The organism is Halomonas smyrnensis AAD6 (assembly GCF_000265245.1).
Lineage (GTDB): Bacteria > Pseudomonadota > Gammaproteobacteria > Pseudomonadales > Halomonadaceae > Halomonas > Halomonas smyrnensis.
The window spans coordinates 232,158-250,041 of record NZ_AJKS02000001.1 but is presented as its reverse complement, the minus strand read 5'-3'; the positions used below and the strand labels follow the sequence as shown (position 1 = coordinate 250,041).

Below are 17,884 nucleotides of genomic sequence, written 5' to 3'. Positions count from 1 at the left end.
ATTCCTTGTCGTGATCAGGCGTATTCGAGGTGATAGCGGTGAGAGAGGCGCTGCTTGAAGTCCTTGACGATATGCAGCGCCTCCCGGAGCAGGTCGCGCTCCAGCGACGACAGCGACTGCACCACCACCCGGTCCGGCTCGCCACCGTCGTCTTCGCCATCGCCGGCGAGGCGCGCCAGCTGCTGCTCGAGGCGCAGCTCGGTGAACAGCGACAGCGCCTCGCCCAGGTCCTCGGCGAAGCGCTCCTCGAGCCGGCCGTCGGCCGCCAGGGCGTCGAGGCGCTCCAGGGTCCCGGTGGCGAGGATGCCGCGCTCCAGCGCCATGACCCGCACGCCGTGCACGATGGGGAAGATGCCGCCCTTCTTGATGTCGATGCCGTGCTGCGGCTTCTTGAGCGAGCCGAACAGGGTCAGCGGCGTGGAGAAGCGCAGCACCGGACGGGCGAAATAGGAGAGCAGCAGCTCGTCCTTCGACGCCGCCTCGAACAGCGCCGCCCTCACCCGCTCGAGCAGCGCCGGATTGCCGGCCACGGCATGGGCATCGAGCATGATCGCCAGTTTCATCAGGCTGTCGCCGTCGCGGGCCTCCACCCAGCGCGCGATGCGCGCCTTCCACTGGCGCTCGGTGCCGACCCAGTCGGGGTTGGAGACCATGATGTTGCCCGGGCAGCGCGGGTAGCCCAGCCGGACCAGGGTCTCGGTGAACTCGGCCATGCGCTCCATGCAGTCCGGCCAGTCGAGGCCATCGTCGAGGATCAGGCCGTTGTCCTGGTCGGTCTTGAGCATCTGCTCGCCGCGCCCCTCGCTGCCCATCACCATCAGGCAGCTGTCGCGCTGCCGCCGCTCGGGCATCGAGAAGCCCCAGGCCTTGTGGATGATGCGGCCGTTGAGCGCCGCGAGCAGGCCCATGGCGAAGCGCAGCTTGACCCCCTGGGCCATCAGCGCGCCGGCCAGCTCGGCGGTGCGGCGGCTGGCGACGGCGAGCTGTTCCAGGTCGCCGGCCTGCTCGACCTGCAGGCTCACCACGTGGCTGCGGCTGGAGAAGTAGCTGAGCACGTCGGTCAGCTCCACCACGCCCACCGGCGCCTCGTCCTCGACGATCACCACCCGCTCGATGCGATGCCGGGTCATCAGCACCAGCACCTCGAACAGGTACTGATCGGGGCGCGCGGTGATCAACGAGCCCCGCGCCAGCGACGACAGCGGCGTCTGCTGGCCGAGCCCCTCGAGCACCAGGGCATCGAGCAGGTCGGTCTTGGTGACCATGCCCGGCCCGTCCTCGCCCTCCACCAGCAGGCTGTCGACGGCCTCGTCATGCAGCCGCCGCACCGCCTCGGCGATGGTCGTCTCGCCGGCCAGGCAGCGCGGCGGGCGCATGCAGTCCTCGGCGCGGGCCAGCATGAAGCCGGACATGGTCACCCCGCCGGCCGCGCGCTGCTCGGTCAGCAGCCGCGCCTTGTCGGCGAGGCGCTGGCGGAAGAAGGCGTCGAAGGCGGGATAGGCGGCGCACAGCTCGAGGAACAGCGCCCGGGGCAGCAGATAGCACAGCGATTCCTGCTCGGCGCGGAAGCGGTAGCGGCTCTGGCCGTTGAGGATGCTGATGGCGCCGAACAGGTCACCGCCGGTGTAGTGGCCGATGCGCTGACGCTCGCCGGGCTGGGTGGTGTCCAGCTCGGCGACCTCGCCCTTGTGGATGAGGAAGACGTTCTCGCCGGGCTGCCCGGCCTCGAGGATGATCTCGTCGCGATCGAAGTAGGCCAGGTCGAGCCCGCCGCGCACGCGCGCCCGCCCGGTCTCGTCGAGCAGGCTGAACGGCGCGTGGGAGAGATCGACGTCGACCATGGGAGCGGGTCCTCGTGCCGGGAATCGCCGCCGCCGGATCGTACGCATGAAGGCAGGCCTGGAGCGTGACGAACGAACCGGGAGCGACAGGGCTTTCACCCAGAGTAGCAACCCCCTTTCGCTACCAGAATCTAGACCATGGTGTTAGACATTCGCCGCCACACTTCTCGCCTAACCTTCTTCTTATACCAAAGTCATGCTCCGCTCGATCGGCCCGATGAAGGCCCTGGCGTTAGACCATGGTCATGGTCCTAGTCATCATTCGGATGCATGGATAGACCATCGTCCAACCCCTGCCGTCCGGCGCCACCGCCTGGACACGCAATGCCGACATAAGAAATTGATTTGCGTCAAAAAGGTGGTAACCACTTCGATCGCTTTACACTCATGATACGAAAGTCTGCGATGTTTTTTTCGGGATTGTTGACCAGCATTGTCGATGATCCCCGGGTGATGCCAATGCGTCGATAAGCGCTCCGTTCCTCGACAGGCACTTCATCATCCGACACGCCGCCGCGGTTCGGTCGACAGACCCCGGGAAGGCACCGTGGCGACACATGAACGCTGTGAGCGACTTCCCGAATCCAACAACAAGTGGAGAGCAACATCATGGCTGAAGAGACCCCCAATGCCGAAGCCTACTGGAAGGCCAACCTCCGATTGATCGCCGGCTGTCTGGTCGTCTGGGCAGCCGTCTCCTATGGCGGCGCCATCCTGCTGCGCCCGCTGCTCTCGGGCATTGCCGTGGGCGGCACCGACCTCGGTTTCTGGTTTGCCCAGCAGGGCTCCATCCTGACCTTCATCGGCCTGATCTTCTTCTACGCCTGGAAGATGAACCGGCTGGACAAGCAATTCGGGCTCGGGGAGTAACTCAGCATGAGTCAATTTGCCATCAACGTACTGTTCGTCGGTGCCTCCTTCGCCCTCTACATCGGCATCGCCATCTGGGCGAAGGCGGGGTCGACCAAGGATTTCTACGTCGCCGGCGGCGGGGTGCACCCGATCACCAACGGCATGGCCATCGGCGCCGACTGGATGTCCGCGGCCTCCTTCATCTCCATGGCCGGCCTGATCGCCGCCGGCGGCTACGCCAACTCCACCTTCCTGATGGGCTGGACCGGCGGTTACGTGCTGCTGGCCATGCTGCTGGCACCCTACCTGCGCAAGTTCGGCAAGTTCACGGTGCCGGAATTCATCGGCGACCGTTTCTACAGCAAGCAGGCCCGCATGGTCGCGGTGGTGTGCCTGATCGTGGCCTCGGTGACCTACGTCATCGGCCAGATGGCCGGCGCCGGCGTGGCCTTCTCGCGCTTCCTGGAAGTCGACGCCACCACCGGCCTGATCATCGCTGCCGTGGTGATCTTCTTCTACTCGGTGCTGGGCGGCATGAAGGGCATCACCTATACCCAGGTGGCCCAGTACATCGTGCTGATCATCGCCTATACCATCCCGGCGGTGTTCATCTCGCTGGAGCTGACCGGCAACCCGATTCCGGCGCTGGGCCTGTTCTCCGAGCACAGTGAATCCGGCATGCCGCTGCTGGCCAAGCTCAACGAGGTGGTCACCGCGCTCGGCTTCAACGAGTACACGGCGGACGTGGACAACAAGCTCAACATGGTGCTGTTCACCCTGTCGCTGATGATCGGTACCGCCGGTCTGCCCCACGTCATCATCCGCTTCTTCACCGTGCCGAAGGTCGCCGACGCGCGCTGGTCCGCCGGCTGGGCCCTGGTGTTCATCGGCCTGCTGTACCTGACCGCCCCGGCCGTGGCCTCCATGGCGCGCCTCAATATCGCCACCACCGTCTATCCCGACATGGGCGGCCAGGTCGAGAACGTCGCGGATGCCACCGCCAACCCGATCCTCTACGAGGAGCGCCCCGGATGGATCCGCACCTGGGAAGAGACCGGCCTGATCCAGTATGAGGACAAGAACAACGACGGCCGCATCCAGATCTACAACGACACCGAGGCCTTCGCCTCGACCGCCGAGCAACGCGGCTGGAACGGCAACGAGCTGTCGGTCAACAACGATATCCTGGTGCTGGCCAACCCCGAGATCGCCAATCTGCCGGGCTGGGTCATCGGCCTGATCGCCGCCGGCGGTCTCGCGGCCGCGCTGTCGACCGCCGCGGGCCTGCTGCTGGCCATCTCCTCGGCGATCAGCCACGACCTGATCAAGGGCGCCATCAACCCTCGCATCAGTGAGAAGGGCGAGCTGATGGCGGCGCGGATCTCGATGACGGTCGCCATCATCGTGGCCACCTACCTGGGCGCCAACCCGCCGGGCTTCGCCGCCCAGGTGGTGGCACTGGCCTTCGGCATCGCCGCCGCCTCGCTGTTCCCGGCGCTGATGATGGGCATCTTCTCCAAGCGGGTGAACAACCACGGTGCCATCGCCGGCATGCTCACCGGCCTGGTCTTCACCCTGGCCTACATCTTCGTCTACAAGGGCTGGTTCTTCATCCCGGGCACCAACAACCTGGCGGACACCCCGGAGAACTGGGTGCTGGGCATCTCGCCGCTGTCCATCGGCGCGGTCGGTGCGATCATCAACTTCGCCGTGGCCTTCACCGTCTCCAAGGCGACCGCCGCGCCGCCCCAGGAGATCCAGGACCTGGTCGAGAGCGTGCGCTATCCCAAGGGCGCTGGCACCGCCGTCGACCACTGAGTCATAATCCTTCCGGCGCCCGCGGGGCGCCGGCCCACTCTTCCATGTCGGGCTTCCTTCGGGAAGCCCGACGCATATCAGGACGACCTCGATGATTTGGCACTTGATCGCGGCGCTCGTCGCCGGACTCGGCGCGGCGGGCATCGCCCTGCTGCTGCGCACCCTGACCGCCAGACGGCTGCCGCGCTGGATCGTGCCGGCCTTCGCCGGCCTGGGCATGATCGCCTACCAGATCCACCACGAATACACCTGGTTCGACCACAAAAAGGCCCAGCTGCCCGACGACAGCCGGGTGGTGGCCAGCGAGCAGCGGCCGGCCTTCTGGCGCCCCTGGACCTATGTGGTGCCGCTGACCACGGCCTTCACGGTGATCGACGAGGACGGCCTGTCGCGCTCGCGGGCCGACGACCAGCCGCTGGTCGAGTTCATCCTCTACCGCTTCGAGATGGGCGCCGCCGACCGGCTGGTGCACCGCCTGCACCTGCTGAACTGCGCCTCCGGCGAGCTGGTGCCGCTCGACGACGCGAGCGGCCGCCCGCAGACCGAGGCCCTGCGCCGGCTCGACGACGGTGACCCGCTACGCCGGGCGGTCTGCTCCGCCGCCTGAGACGTCCTTTCCCCGGCCAGCTGACCGCCGGCCTCCTCCATCGAACATGGACAGCCTTCCACCGGGCCTTAGAATGGGCGGGAACCCGAGGGAGATGACCATGTTCGCTGGCTGGCTGCTGATCGCCGTTTCACTGCTCTATATCGCCGTGCTGTTCGCCATCGCCTGGCGCGGCGACCGCATGGCCCGCCGCCACGGCGCCAGTCGCCGCCGGCCGGTGATCTACAGCCTGGCGCTGGCGATCTACTGCACCTCCTGGACCTTCCACGGCGCCGTCGGCCAGGCGGCCACCTCGGGCTGGTCGTTCGCCAGCATCTTCGTCGGGCCGATCCTCACGCTGCTGCTGTTCTGGCCGGTGCTGGCCAAGATGATCCGCGTCGCCAAGCACCAGAACGTCACCTCGATCGCCGACTTCATCGCCTCGCGCTACGGCAAGACCCAGTCGCTGGCGGCCTTCGCCAGCCTGGTGGCGCTGGTCGGCACCCTGCCCTACATCGTGCTGCAGCTGAAGGCGGTGTCGACCTCCTTCAGCATGATGACCGACGCCACGGACATCACCCGCGCGCCGCTGTTCGGCGACACGGCCTTCTACGTGGCGCTGGTGATGGCGGTGTTCGCGATCCTCTTCGGCACCCGCCACACCGACGCCACCGAGCACCACGAGGGACTGATCCACGCCGTGGCCTTCGAGTCGCTGGTCAAGCTGGTGGCGTTCCTGGTGCTCGGTGCCTATGTCACCTGGGGCATGTTCGACGGCCTCGGCGATCTGCTGGCCTTCGCCGACATCCAGCTCGAGCTGCAGCAACAGCTGGCCCAGCAGGACTTCGGCCAGAGCTTCTGGGCCCAGACCCTGCTGGCGATGCTGGCGATCCTGTGCCTGCCGCGCCAGTTCCACGTCGCGGTGGTGGAGAACATCCACCGCGACGACGCCGCCAAGGCCCGCTGGCTGTTCCCGCTCTATCTGGCGGCCTTCGCCTTCTTCGTGCTGCCGCTGGCCGCCGCCGGCCTGACCCTGTTCGCCGACGGCAGCGTGGCCCCGGACAGCTACGTGCTGGCCCTGCCGATGGCCGCGGGCAGCGAATGGCTGGCCCTGTTGACCTTCATCGGCGGCTTCTCGGCCGCCACCGGCATGGTGATCGTGGCCGCGGTGGCGGTGTCGATCATGATCTCCAACGAGATCGTCATCCCGGCGCTGTTCCGCCTGCGCTGGTTCGACACCAAGGCCCGCGACTACGGCCGGCTGGTGCTGCGCGCCCGGCGCATCACCATTGCCGCGATCCTGGCGCTGGCCTACGGCACCTATCACCTGATCGGCGACTTCAGCTCGCTGGCCTCCATCGGCATGCTGTCGTTCGCCGCCGCCGGCCAGTTCGCGCCGGCGCTGATCGGCGGGCTCTACTGGAAGCGCGGCAACCGCCTGGGCGTGATCGTCGGCATGAACGCCGGCTTCGCCATCTGGGCCTACAGCCTGCTGATGCCGGCGATGATCGGCGCCGGCGTGCTGCCCCAGGCCTGGCTCGACGGCGGCCCGCTGGGCATCGGCTGGCTGTCGCCCACCTCGCTGTTCGGCCTCAACGTCGGCGACGGCTTCACCCACGGCGTGATGCTGTCGCTGGGCGTCAATCTGGTCAGCTACATCTTCGTCTCCCAGATGACGCCCCAGCGGGTGGTGGAGCGCATCCAGGCCTCGCTGTTCGTCGACAGCGTCGAGACCCGCCAGACCTCGGTCAACCGCCCCTGGACCGGCGCCACCACGGTGGGCGACCTCAAGGTGCTGTGCCAGCGCTTCCTCGGCGCCGACCAGGTCGACCGGGCCTTCGACGACTATGCCCGGCGCACCGGCACGCCGCTGGACGACCACGCCCGGGCCTCGATCGACGTCATCCAGTTCACCGAGCGCTTCCTGGCCTCGGTGCTCGGCGCCTCCTCGGCGCGCATCGTGGTCAACTCGGCGCTGCAGGGCCGCGGCATCGGCATCTCCGACGTGATCTCGATCGTCGACGAGGCCTCCCAGGTACTGGAGTTCAACCGCGCCCTGCTGCAGGCCACCATCGAGAACATCAACCAGGGCATCAGCGTGGTCGACCAGAACCTGCGGCTGGTGGTGTGGAACCAGCGCTATCTGGAGCTGTTCCGCTTCCCCGATCACCTGATCCGGGTCGGCGCGCCGATCGACCGCATCTTCCGCTACAACGCCCACAACGGCGAATACGGCCCCGGTGACCCCGAGGAGCACGTGCAGCTCTTGCTCGACAACATCCGCGAGGGCCAGCCGCACCGCTATGTGCGCTACCGCCAGGACGGCAGCGTGCTCGAGGTCCAGGGCAACCCCATGCCCGGCGGCGGCTTCGTCTACACCTACCAGGACATCACCCAGCAGAAGCGCACCGAGGAGGCGCTGATCCGCTCGGAGAACAACATCCGCATCTACACGGACAACGTGCCGGCGCTGATCGCCTACTTCGACAAGGACTGCCGCTACCTCTTCACCAACCGCGCCTACGAGCAGGCCTTCTCCATCGATCGCCACGCGGTGATCGGCCAGCCGCTCCACGAGGTGCTGCCGGCGGACATGCATCGCGAGCGCGCGCCCTGGATCGAGCGCGCCCTGGACGGCGAGCGGGTCAGCTTCGAGGTCTCGCTGACGCTGACCGAGGGCATCCGCTACATGCTGGTGACCTACACCCCGCACTTCGGCGACAGCGGCGCGATCCTGGGCTTCTTCGCCCTCTACCAGGACATCACCGAGCGCCGCCGCGCCGAGATCGCCCTGCAGGAGACCAACGAGAGCCTGGAGGAGCGCGTGCGCGAGCGCACCCAGGCGCTGTCCCAGGAGATGCAGGCCGACGAGATGCGCCGCACCATCGGCCATATCGACAACTCGCTGCAGGCCGCCGAGGAGCTGCTCGGCACCCTGCTCGACATCTCCAAGCTCGATGCCGGGGCGCTGACCCCGCGGCGCAGCCACTTCGCCCTGGCCGACGTCTTCCGTCCGCTGCGCGCCGAGTTCGAGATGATGGCCGAGGAGCGCGGCCTCGACCTGGTGGTGGTGCCCACCCGCCAGTGGGTCGACAGCGACGCCCAGATGCTGAGGCGCATCGTGCAGAACTTCCTCTCCAACGCCATCCGCTACACCCAGGAGGGCCGGGTGATGCTGGGCTGCCGGCGCCAGGGCGAGCGGCTGTCGATCGAGGTCTGGGACTCCGGTCCCGGCATCCCCGAGGCCAAGCAGGCCGAGATCTTCCAGGAGTTCCGCCGTCTCGATCAGACCTCGCGCCACAAGGAAAGCGAGAAGGGGCTGGGCCTGGGGCTCTCCATCGCCGATCGCATGGCCCGCGTGCTCGAACACCCGATCCGAGTCCGCTCCTGGGAGGGCAGCGGCACCGTGTTCTCGGTCAGCGTGCCGACGGTGGCCGCCCGCGAGGAGGAGCAGCGCGAGGAGGCCAGGCCCAAGCGCGCCGGCAACAAGCTGGCCGGCAAGCGCATCCTGTGCATCGACAACGAGTCGCTGATCCTCGAGGGCATGAAGGCGATGCTGTCCGGCTGGGGCTGCGAGGTCTTCACCGCCACCTCGATCGGCGGCGCCAAGTCGGTGCTGCGCCACCTGGACGCCGACCCCGATGCGATCCTGGCCGACTACCACCTCGACAACGAGGTCACCGGCCTGATGGCCATGGAGGCGCTCGACGAGCGCCTCGAGGGCGCGGTGCCGGGCATCGTGATCACCGCCGACCGCACCGAGGAGGTCGCCGAGGAGATCAAGCGCGCCGGCTACCAGCTGTTGCTCAAGCCGGTGCGTCCCGCCGCCCTGCGCGCGCTGCTGACCCGCACCCTGCAGGCCAGCCGCGCCGCCTCTCATCAGGGCTGAGCCACACGCCAGTCGAGGGCACGAAACGACGCCGGCGGGCCCGAATCAACGGGCCCGCCGGCGTTTTTCGTCGCCTCGCTCGACGCTCCCGCCCCCTCGGTCCTTCGCGAGCGGGCCGCCGAGATAGTCCTCGTCGGCGACCGCAGTTGCAGTAGACGATATCGCCCGGATGGATCTCGGTCTTCCGCGTGCGGCGAGCTCGAGGAGGTGCTGGGAGACGGGTCCGAGCCCTTCGAGGGCTATCATCTCTACTACCCCAGCCGGCGCCAGCAGACGGCGGCCTTCCGGGTGGTGATGGAGGCCCTGCGCCACGGCATCAAAGGCCCGGCCCCGCGGCGCGATAGTCCATGACGATCGCCCCAGAGCAGAGACGCTATTGGGCGGGCGACGGCGTCTGCCTTAACCTGAGGAACAGTTATTAACCTCGGTTAACAAGAGCCACGCCGATGCTTCCCGCCATTTCCAACGACACGGTTCGGGCCAAGGCGGCCCACGCCCTCAGCGGCCAGCGCCGCCGCTGGGGCTGGACGGCCTTCTTCGGGCCGGCGCTGATCGCCGCCGTGGCCTACGTCGACCCCGGCAACTTCGCCACCAACATCGAGGCCGGCTCGCGCTACGGCTATGCACTGCTGTGGGTGGTGCTGGGCGCCAACCTGATGGCGATGCTGATCCAGACCCTCTCGGCGCGGCTGGGGCTGGCCACCGGCCAGAACCTGGCCGAGGTGATCCGCGAGCGCTATCCGCGCCCGGTGGTGTGGGTCTACTGGGTCCAGGCGGAGATCGTCGCCATCGCCACCGATCTCGCCGAGTTCCTCGGCGCCGCCCTGGCCTTCAACCTGCTGTTCGGCCTGTCGCTGGTGGAGGGCGCGCTGCTGACCGGGGCGATCACCTATGCGGCGCTGCTGATGCATCGGCACGGCTTCCGGCTGATGGAGATCGTCATCGGCGCCATGATCCTGGCCATCGCCAGCGGCTTCCTGATGGAGATGATCCTCGCGCCCCCCGAGACCGCCCCTCTGCTCAAGGGCCTGCTGGTGCCCGGCTTCCCCGACGGCTATGCCCTCTATCTCGCCGCCGGCATCCTCGGCGCCACGGTGATGCCCCATGTCATCTATCTGCACTCGGCGCTGTCACAGAACCGCATCCAGGCACGCAACGACGGCGAACGCCGGCGGCTGATGCGCTACTACCGGCTCGACGTCATCGTCGGCATGGCCATCGCCGGGCTGGTCAACCTGAGCATGCTGGCGCTGGCCGCCTCGGTGTTCCACGCCCAGGGGCTGCTCGACGTCGCGACCATCAGCGACAGCTACCGGCTGCTCGCGCCGATGATGGGACAGGAGCTGGCCAGCCGCCTGTTCGGGCTTGCGCTGTTGCTCGCCGGGCTGTCCTCGTCGATCGTCGGCACCCTCTCGGGTCAGGTGATCATGCAGGGCTTCGTGCGCTTCACCATTCCGCTGTGGCTGCGCCGCCTGATCACCATGGGGCCGGCACTGGCGGTGATCCTGCTGGGCATCTCCGAGCAGAAGGCGCTGGTGGCCAGCCAGGTGATCCTGAGCTTCGGCATCCCCTTCGCGCTGATCCCGCTGCTGTGCTTCACCGCCAACCGCCGACTGATGGGCAACCTGGTCAACAGCCGCACGGTGACCGTCGTCGGCGGCGCGATCTGCGTACTGATCATCGGCCTCAACGGCTATGTGCTGTTCTTCACCCTGTTTGGCGAGGGATAAGCCACCATGCCCGCACTGCCCAAGCATGCCGCCTTCGAACGCGTGCGCCAGGACCACCAGCGCGAGCTGGTCGAGGACTACGTCGAGGAGATCGCCCACCTGCATGCGCGTCACGGCGAGGCCCGCGCCAGCGACCTGGCCGCCTGCTTCGGCGTCAGCGCCGCCGCCGTCTCAAAGGTGGTGGCCCGGCTACGCCGCGACGGCCTGGTGATCGCCCGACCCTATCGCGGCATCTTCCTGACGCCGGACGGCGAGGCCATGGCCGAGCGGGTCGCCGCCCGCCACCGGGTGGTGCTGGCGACCCTGCGACGGCTGGGGGTGCCGGAGGAGGTCGCCCGCGCCGACTCGGAGGGCATCGAGCATCACTGCAGCGACGAGACGGTCGCCGCCATGCGCCGCTTCCTCGGCCAGGCCGCCGGCACCGACGACTGACGCCACGCATGCGAGCCCCGAAACGACGCCGCCCCGCAATCAGCGGGGCGGCGTTTCGTCAGGACCGGACCACGGAGGCGGCTCAGGACTGCTCGACCTTGGGCGGCTCGACCTCGAGCTTCTGGGCGGCGATCACCGCCTGGGTGCGGGAGTGCACGCCGAGCTTGCGCAGGATGGCGGTGACGTGGGCCTTGATGGTGGCCTCGGAGACGTTGAGCTCATAGGCGATCTGCTTGTTGAGCAGGCCCTCGGTGAGCATGTTGAGCACCCGGAACTGCTGGGGCGTCAGCGAGGCGATGGCCTCGGCGAAGCGCGCCTCTTCCTCGTCGGCCTCGCCCAGCGCCTCGGCCATCTCCTCGGGCAGCCATACCTCGCCGTCGAGGATCTCGCCCACCGCCTCGGCGATCAGCGCCAGCGACGACGACTTGGGAATGAAGCCGGAGGCGCCGTAGTCGATGGCACGGCGCACCACGTGCAGCTCGTCGCTGCCCGAGACCACCGCCACCGGGATGTCCGGCGTCTGGCCGCGCAGCTGGATCAGCCCGGAAAAGCCGTGGGCACCGGGCATGTGCAGGTCGAGCAGGATCAGATCGGCGTCCGGATGCCGGGTGACGACCTCGGTGGTGGCCTCCATGGTATCGGACTCGACGATCTCGGCCTGGGGGGCGACCTGGCGCAGCGCCTGGGTCAGGGCCGCGCGAAACAGCGGATGATCGTCGGCGACGATGAACTTCTGGGCAAAGGCCATGGATTCTCCTCCGGATCCGAGAGCAGCGGGGGCCGACCGCCGCCTGCGGGACGCAGTATTTATTAACGGCATGTTACCCCACGGAACGCGCGTTTAACAAAGCAGCCCACCATCGGGAGACCTACTGATGTTTCGCTCGGGGAACACGAGTATCGCACGGATTGCCCACCAATGAGTGAGCAATGCACACGTGAATTCTGACATCATCCTGCGGATGGCTCAGGCCGCCCTTGCCGCAACGCGACTCGCCTGCCAGCCGGCCAGTGCCACTCCGGCAATCAGCAGGAAGCCGACGAGACTGGCGGCATCCGGCACTTCGCCCCAGATCGCCCAGCCGGCCAGAGCGGAAAACACGATGGTCAGATAGGAATAGATCGACACTTCCCCCGCGGGCGCCAGGCGATAGGCCTTGGTCATCAGTATCTGGCCACCGGCCGCGAAGATCCCGATACCCAGCAAGGCCAATGCCTGAGGCCCACTGGGCATCACCGGATTCATCAGCATCGGCACCAGGGTGGCGATGCTGGAGACCAGCGAGAAATGTAGCACGATGGTCGCGGACGCCTCACGCCCTCTCAGCGCCCGTATCAGCGTGTAGGCTCCGCCTGCCAGCATGGCGGACCCCAGCCCGACCAGCGCCGGCAGGAGCGCCTCCATCCCCCCTTCCGCGAACGCCAGCTGTGGCTTGATGACCAGCGCCGCCCCGACGAAGGCGATCAACATGCCCACCAGCCGCCATCCCCCCAGACGCTCGGCCAGGAAGAGGCCGGCAAACAGCGTCACGAAGAACGGCGAAAGCTTGTTCAGGATGGTTGCATCTGCCAGCAACAGATGCTCGATGGCATAGAAGAAGCTCATCACGCCGCCGAGCCCGATCAGTGAACGGGCCAGCAACAGCGGCTGATGATGCCAATGCCCCAACAGGCGCGCCCCGGCCAGGCGAACCATCACGATGGCGACGCCCAGGCTGACGAGGTTGCGCACGAAGACCTTCTCGAACAGCGGCAAGTCACCGCTCAGCTTGACCATCGCCCCCATCAGCGCGAAGGAGATCGCCGACAGGCACATCAGCACCACGGCGCGTGGACGATTCTCGCCCACGCCGGAGGCGAATGATGACACCGGTGAGGAAGTGGCTGGCTGAGACTCTGAGAATGCATCCGACTTGCCTGCTGACATGGAGAACGGCCTTGATCATGAAAGGAATGACAATGTGCTCAAGGGCGCCCCGCGGCCCCCTGTCGCCCTGTGTCATCGCACCATTATCAAGGCAGCGTCTCATGGATAGCCACTCTTTTGGCTGCCGGCTGGCGGAAGAGCGACACACGAAAAAGCGCGGGGGCCGGGCCCCCGCGCTTCGCTGTCGCTGATGGTCTCATCCCACGAGTCCGGCGATCTGATCCGAGCTCAGCGGTTGGCGCGATGCTCGATCAGGTCGTCGACCACCGACGGATCGGCCAGGGTGCTGGTGTCGCCCAGGCCGTCGCACTCGTTGGCGGCGATCTTGCGCAGGATGCGGCGCATGATCTTGCCCGAGCGGGTCTTGGGCAGCCCCGGCGCCCACTGGATGACGTCCGGCGAGGCGATCGGCCCGATGTCCTTGCGCACCCACTGGGTGAGCGCCTTCTTGAGCTCGTCGCTGGGCTCCACGTCGTCGGCCAGGGTCACGTAGATGTAGATGCCCTGCCCCTTGATGTCATGGGGGAAGCCGACCACGGCGGCCTCGGCCACCGACTCGTGGGCCACCAGCGAGGACTCGATCTCGGCGGTGCCCATGCGGTGCCCGGAGACGTTGAGCACGTCGTCGACGCGGCCGGTGATCCAGTAGTAGCCGTCCTCGTCGCGGCGGCAGCCGTCGCCGGTGAAGTACATGCCCTTGTAGGTGCTGAAATAGGTCTGCAGGAAGCGCTCGTGGTTGTTCCAGATCGAGCGCGCCTGCCCCGGCCAGGCGTCGAGCATCACCAGGTTACCCTCGGTGGCGCCCTCGAGGATGTTGCCCTCGTTGTCGACCAGCGCCGGCTGCACGCCGAAGAACGGCAGGGTGGCGGAGCCGGGCTTGAGGTCGGTGGCGCCGGGCAGCGGCGCGATCATGATGCCGCCGGTCTCGGTCTGCCACCAGGTATCGACGATCGGACAGCGCTCGTTGCCGATCACCCGATGGAACCACTCCCAGGCCTCGGGATTGATCGGCTCGCCCACCGAGCCCAGCAGGCGCAGGCTGTCGCGGGAGCTGGAATCCATGACGTCGTCGCCGTGGGCCATCAGCGCACGCACCGCGGTGGGCGCGGTGTAGAGGATGTTGACCCGGTGCTTGTCGACGATCTCGCCCATGCGGCCGTTGGTCGGATAGCTCGGCACGCCCTCGAACATCAGGGTGGTGGCGCCGTTGGCCAGCGGGCCGTAGACGATGTAGCTGTGGCCGGTCACCCAGCCCACATCGGCGGTGCACCAGTAGATGTCGCCGTCGTGGTAGTCGAACACGTAGCGATGGGTCAGGGCCGCGTGCAGCAGGTAGCCACCGGTGGTGTGCTTGAGGCCCTTGGGCGCGCCGGTGGAGCCCGAGGTGTAGAGGATGAACAGCGGGTCCTCGGCGCCCATTTCCTCGGCCGGGCAGTCGGTGGACTGCGGATCGACCTGCTCGTGGAACCACAGGTCGCGGCCCTCGTGCCAGTCGATCTCGCCGCCGGTGCGCTGGACCACCAGCACCTTCTCGCAGACGTCGCTGCCCTCGCGGGTCAGGGCGGCGTCGACGTTGTCCTTGAGCGGCACCTGCTTGCCGCCGCGCACGGATTCGTCGGCGGTGATCACCACCCGGGAACCGGCGTCCTTGACCCGCTGGGCCAGGGCGTCCGGCGAGAAGCCGCCGAACACCACCGAATGCACCGCGCCGATGCGGGCGCAGGCCAGCATCGCCATGGCGGCCTCGGGGATCATCGGCATGTAGAGGGTGACGGTATCGCCGCGCTTCACGCCCATGCCCTTGAGGGCATTGGCCAGCTGGCAGGTGCGCTCATGCAGCTGGCGATAGGTCAGGGTCTTGGAATCCTCGGGATCGTCGCCTTCCCAGATGATCGCCGTCTGGTCGCCGCGGGTCTCGAGGTGACGGTCCAGGCAGTTGCTGCTGACGTTGAGGCGGCCGTCCTCGAACCAGCGGATGTCGACGTCCTGGGGATCGAAGACGGTGTGCTTGATCTTGCTTGGCGCCTTGAACCAGTCGAGGCACTCGGCCTGTTCGGCCCAGAAGCCCTCCGGATCGTCCAGCGAACGCTGGTACATGGCCTGGTAGGTGGCCTTGTCGGCCCAGGCCTTGGCGGCGAAGTCATCGGGTACCGGATAGACGTGCGGTTGATCACTCATGGAGTTGCCTCTGTCCTCGGGGTGGTCCCTTCAGGTTGACGATGCCGATCGCGGCGACCGGCGCCATTAAGATGAATTCAGCATACTCTTCCGTCGAGGCGCCTTCCCCTTAGACATTGGTATGAACGTTTTTCTTTTTATAACAGTACGTTAAGCCCGTTCATCCGGGTCAGCCCAGGCCCAGATAGACCAAGGTCTCGGCGCAGTGTCGACAGCGATAGGCGCGGCCGGCCCGCGCCAACGCATGGCGCCGCGCGGTGAAGGCATGTTCTCGGCAGCCGCAGCGGTAGCGATGGGGCGCGGGGCTCGCGCGGCCGGTGTCGAAACGATGGGTGGTGCGGGGCGCGAGCCCGAACAGCCGGCGCATAACGGTGCGCCACTCGTGGCCATGGGGCTTGGCCCGATGGCCGTCCTCCAGGTGATGCACCAGCCAGTGGGCCATCTCGTGGGGCACCACCTCGACCAGGAAGGCATGGCGATTCTCGTCGAACAGCACCGGATTGAAGCGCAGCCCGCCGCGGCCGAAATGCGCCTGGCCGGCCGAGCGGCCGCGCAGGTCCAGCCACACGCCGGGCCGCGGCAGACCCGGATGCACCTCGCGACACAGCGCGTAGGCGGCCTCGACCCGCTCGCGCAGCGCCGCCCGGCCGGCCTCGACATCGAGGCCGGCCAGCCAGTGCGGGTCCGGGTCGGGCAGCGCGGGCGTCGTCATGGGATGCTAGAATGGCGCTCCGTTTAGATGGCGTAAAGCCCCGCCGACACCAGCGAGTGAGAGACATGTCAGACGACAAGCCCCAGCCCCTGCCGCTCCTCGACGACGAGGCCCTGGACCGCCTGGACGACTTTCTCGAGTCGGACGGCGTCGACGCCGACGCCCTGGATCTGATCGGCGCCCACGGCTTCCTGGTCGCCCTGGCCGTCTCGCCCAGCGACGTGCCACCGGCCACCTGGGTGGCGGAGCTCTTTCACGGCGAGCCGACCTTCGCCGACGACGCCGAGCGCGAGGAAGTGCTGGGGCTGCTGGAGCGGCTGCGCGCCACCGCCATTTCGGTGCTGGAGGGCGGCGGCCTGCCCGAGCTGCCGTTCGATCTCGAGCTCGGCGGCGTGCCGCCCGAGGAGACGCCGATCGGCGACTGGTGCGCCGGCTTCATGGAGGGCGTGTTCCTCGACGAGCCGGCCTGGTTCGCCGAGGACGAGGAGGCCGCCGCCACCCTGCTGCTGCCCTTCATGCTGCTCTCCGGGCTGTTCGGCGACGAGCCGGACATGGCCGAGCTGGCCAAGGACGGCGACCGCCTCGAGAGCCTGACCGCCCAGCTGCCCGAGCTGGTGCTCGACCTCTACCTGCACTATCGCGTGCCGCCCGAGACGCCCAAGCCCAAGCCGCGCCGCAAGCAGCCCGCCGGCCAGAGCAAGGGGAAGGACAAGGGCAAGCCGAAGCGCAAGAAGTAAACGGCTCAGCGCAGCAAGGTAAGCCAGCCGTCGAGGGTCCCGTACAGCCATTCCCTGAGGCGCTGAAGCCGCGGCCGACGCGCCCAGGCCTCGGCGTCGATCTCGCGGCTGGCGGCGAAGTTGCGCCGAAACAGCTCGGCCACCTCGTCGGCCAGCCGTGGGTCCTCCACCTCCTGATTGGCCTCCAGGTTCCACTGCAGGCTCCAGTGATCGAAGTTGCACGAGCCCAGGCTGACCCAGTCGTCGGCCAGGGTGAACTTGGCGTGGATGAACGACGGCTGGAACTCGAAGATGCGCACCCCGGCGCGCAGCATGCGCCCATAGAAGCGCTGGCCGGCATAGCGCACGCCGGGATGATCATGGCTGGCGCCGGGCAGCAGCAGGCAGACCTCCACGCCGCGACGCGAGGCCCGCACCAGGCGTCGCCGCAGGCTCAGCGTCGGCACGAAATACGGCGTGCAGATCCAGATGCGCCGCTGCGCCCCGCTCACCCGCTGCTGAAGGGAATGGCGAATCGCCTGGTAGCGATAGCCCTGGCCCCAGACCACGCGTCCGCGCATGCCGCGATAGCCCTCGCTGGCGGAGCCGTCGTTGGCCAGGCCGTGCACCAGCGCCGGCGCGCCCGCGCCGCGGCTCATTGGCGAGTCCCACAGGCTCGAGAACAGCCGCACCCAGTCGGCCACCACCGGGCCGCGGATGCGCAGGGCCACCTCGTACCAGGCCTCGAGGAACTCGTCGACGACGCCGAAGCCCCCGGTGAAGGCGATCTCGCCGTCCACCACCACCAGCTTGCGATGGTCGCGGGTCAGGTTGCGGGCCAGCGAATGCCAGCCCAGCGGATTGAACCAGCGCAGCGCCACCCCGGCCGACTCGAGACGCCGGCGATCCTCGGCGTCGAGGCCCATGGCGCCATAGCCGTCGAGCAGCAGCAGCACCGTCACGCCGCGCGCCGCGGCGCGGCTCAGTGCCTCGATCACCGCACTGGCCAGGCGACCGGACTCCATCAGGTAGAGCTCGACCAGCACCGAGTGGCGGGCGCCGTCCACGGCCTCGAACATGGCCGGCAGGAAGCGCGACGCCTCGGGCAGCAACTCGAACCGGTTTCCCTCTCGCCACATGCCGTGCATGACGCCTCCCTGGCCATGATGACAGGCGGCCATTGACGCACGTTTGCCGGGGCGG

The 17,884-nt window shown here is 67.8% G+C and carries 14 protein-coding genes; 8 read left to right on the top strand and 6 right to left on the bottom strand.

Annotation, left to right across the window (positions count from 1 at the left end; translation table 11 throughout):
* Positions 1-14: 14 nt before the first annotated feature.
* A complete protein-coding gene (locus UYS_RS0201090; protein ID WP_016853643.1) occupies positions 15-1,841 on the bottom strand; it encodes a putative nucleotidyltransferase substrate binding domain-containing protein in 1,827 nt (608 codons plus the stop codon).
* A 609-nt stretch (positions 1,842-2,450) separates the two neighbouring features.
* Here UYS_RS0201090 and UYS_RS0201085 point away from each other — a divergent pair.
* From UYS_RS0201085 to mntR, 7 genes are all read left to right on the top strand, one after another.
* Positions 2,451-2,711: a DUF4212 domain-containing protein gene (locus UYS_RS0201085; RefSeq protein ID WP_016853642.1), complete on the top strand. Its 261-nt coding sequence runs from the start codon at positions 2,451-2,453 to the stop codon at positions 2,709-2,711.
* A 6-nt stretch (positions 2,712-2,717) separates the two neighbouring features.
* Complete coding sequence (locus UYS_RS0201080) at positions 2,718-4,511, top strand: sodium:solute symporter family protein (protein WP_016853641.1); 1,794 nt, start codon at positions 2,718-2,720, stop codon at positions 4,509-4,511.
* 91 nt (positions 4,512-4,602) lie between these two features.
* Complete coding sequence (locus UYS_RS0201075; RefSeq protein WP_016853640.1) at positions 4,603-5,118, top strand: hypothetical protein; 516 nt, start codon at positions 4,603-4,605, stop codon at positions 5,116-5,118.
* Positions 5,119-5,218: 100 nt separating this feature from the next.
* On the top strand, positions 5,219-8,986 hold the full coding sequence (locus UYS_RS0201070) for a hybrid sensor histidine kinase/response regulator (RefSeq protein WP_016853639.1): 3,768 nt from the start codon (positions 5,219-5,221) through the stop codon (positions 8,984-8,986).
* Between the two features lie 207 nt (positions 8,987-9,193).
* The gene (locus UYS_RS18320) at positions 9,194-9,337 is read left to right on the top strand and encodes a hypothetical protein (protein ID WP_016853638.1); all 144 of its coding nucleotides are present in this window, start codon (positions 9,194-9,196) and stop codon (positions 9,335-9,337) included.
* Positions 9,338-9,432: 95 nt separating this feature from the next.
* Positions 9,433-10,716 carry an Nramp family divalent metal transporter gene (locus tag UYS_RS0201060; protein WP_016853637.1) on the top strand — a complete coding sequence of 428 codons (1,284 nt, stop codon included), beginning with the start codon at positions 9,433-9,435 and terminating at the stop codon, positions 10,714-10,716.
* Positions 10,717-10,722: 6 nt separating this feature from the next.
* Positions 10,723-11,148: a manganese-binding transcriptional regulator MntR gene (mntR, locus tag UYS_RS0201055; protein ID WP_016853636.1), complete on the top strand. Its 426-nt coding sequence runs from the start codon at positions 10,723-10,725 to the stop codon at positions 11,146-11,148.
* Positions 11,149-11,230: 82 nt separating this feature from the next.
* Here the strand turns inward: mntR and UYS_RS0201050 are convergent, their stop codons facing one another.
* The 4 genes from UYS_RS0201050 to UYS_RS0201035 all read right to left on the bottom strand — a co-directional run bounded on the left by UYS_RS0201050 (position 11,231) and on the right by UYS_RS0201035 (position 15,965).
* Positions 11,231-11,896, bottom strand: a complete 666-nt coding sequence (locus tag UYS_RS0201050; RefSeq protein WP_016853635.1) for a LuxR C-terminal-related transcriptional regulator — start codon at positions 11,894-11,896, stop codon at positions 11,231-11,233.
* A 219-nt stretch (positions 11,897-12,115) separates the two neighbouring features.
* Complete coding sequence (locus UYS_RS0201045; protein WP_156821516.1) at positions 12,116-13,075, bottom strand: DMT family transporter; 960 nt, start codon at positions 13,073-13,075, stop codon at positions 12,116-12,118.
* Positions 13,076-13,303: 228 nt separating this feature from the next.
* Positions 13,304-15,253: an acetate--CoA ligase gene (gene acs / locus UYS_RS0201040; RefSeq protein ID WP_016853633.1), complete on the bottom strand. Its 1,950-nt coding sequence runs from the start codon at positions 15,251-15,253 to the stop codon at positions 13,304-13,306.
* Positions 15,254-15,422: 169 nt separating this feature from the next.
* Positions 15,423-15,965: a SprT family zinc-dependent metalloprotease gene (locus UYS_RS0201035; protein ID WP_016853632.1), complete on the bottom strand. Its 543-nt coding sequence runs from the start codon at positions 15,963-15,965 to the stop codon at positions 15,423-15,425.
* A 65-nt stretch (positions 15,966-16,030) separates the two neighbouring features.
* Here UYS_RS0201035 and UYS_RS0201030 point away from each other — a divergent pair, with 65 nt between their 5' ends.
* Entirely contained in the window at positions 16,031-16,702 is a 672-nt protein-coding gene (locus tag UYS_RS0201030) for a YecA/YgfB family protein (protein WP_016853631.1), read from the top strand.
* Between the two features lie 5 nt (positions 16,703-16,707).
* Here the strand turns inward: UYS_RS0201030 and UYS_RS0201025 are convergent, their stop codons facing one another.
* Positions 16,708-17,829, bottom strand: coding sequence for a phospholipase D-like domain-containing protein (locus UYS_RS0201025; RefSeq protein ID WP_016853630.1), 1,122 nt, complete (start codon positions 17,827-17,829; stop codon positions 16,708-16,710).
* Positions 17,830-17,884 lie beyond the last annotated feature (55 nt).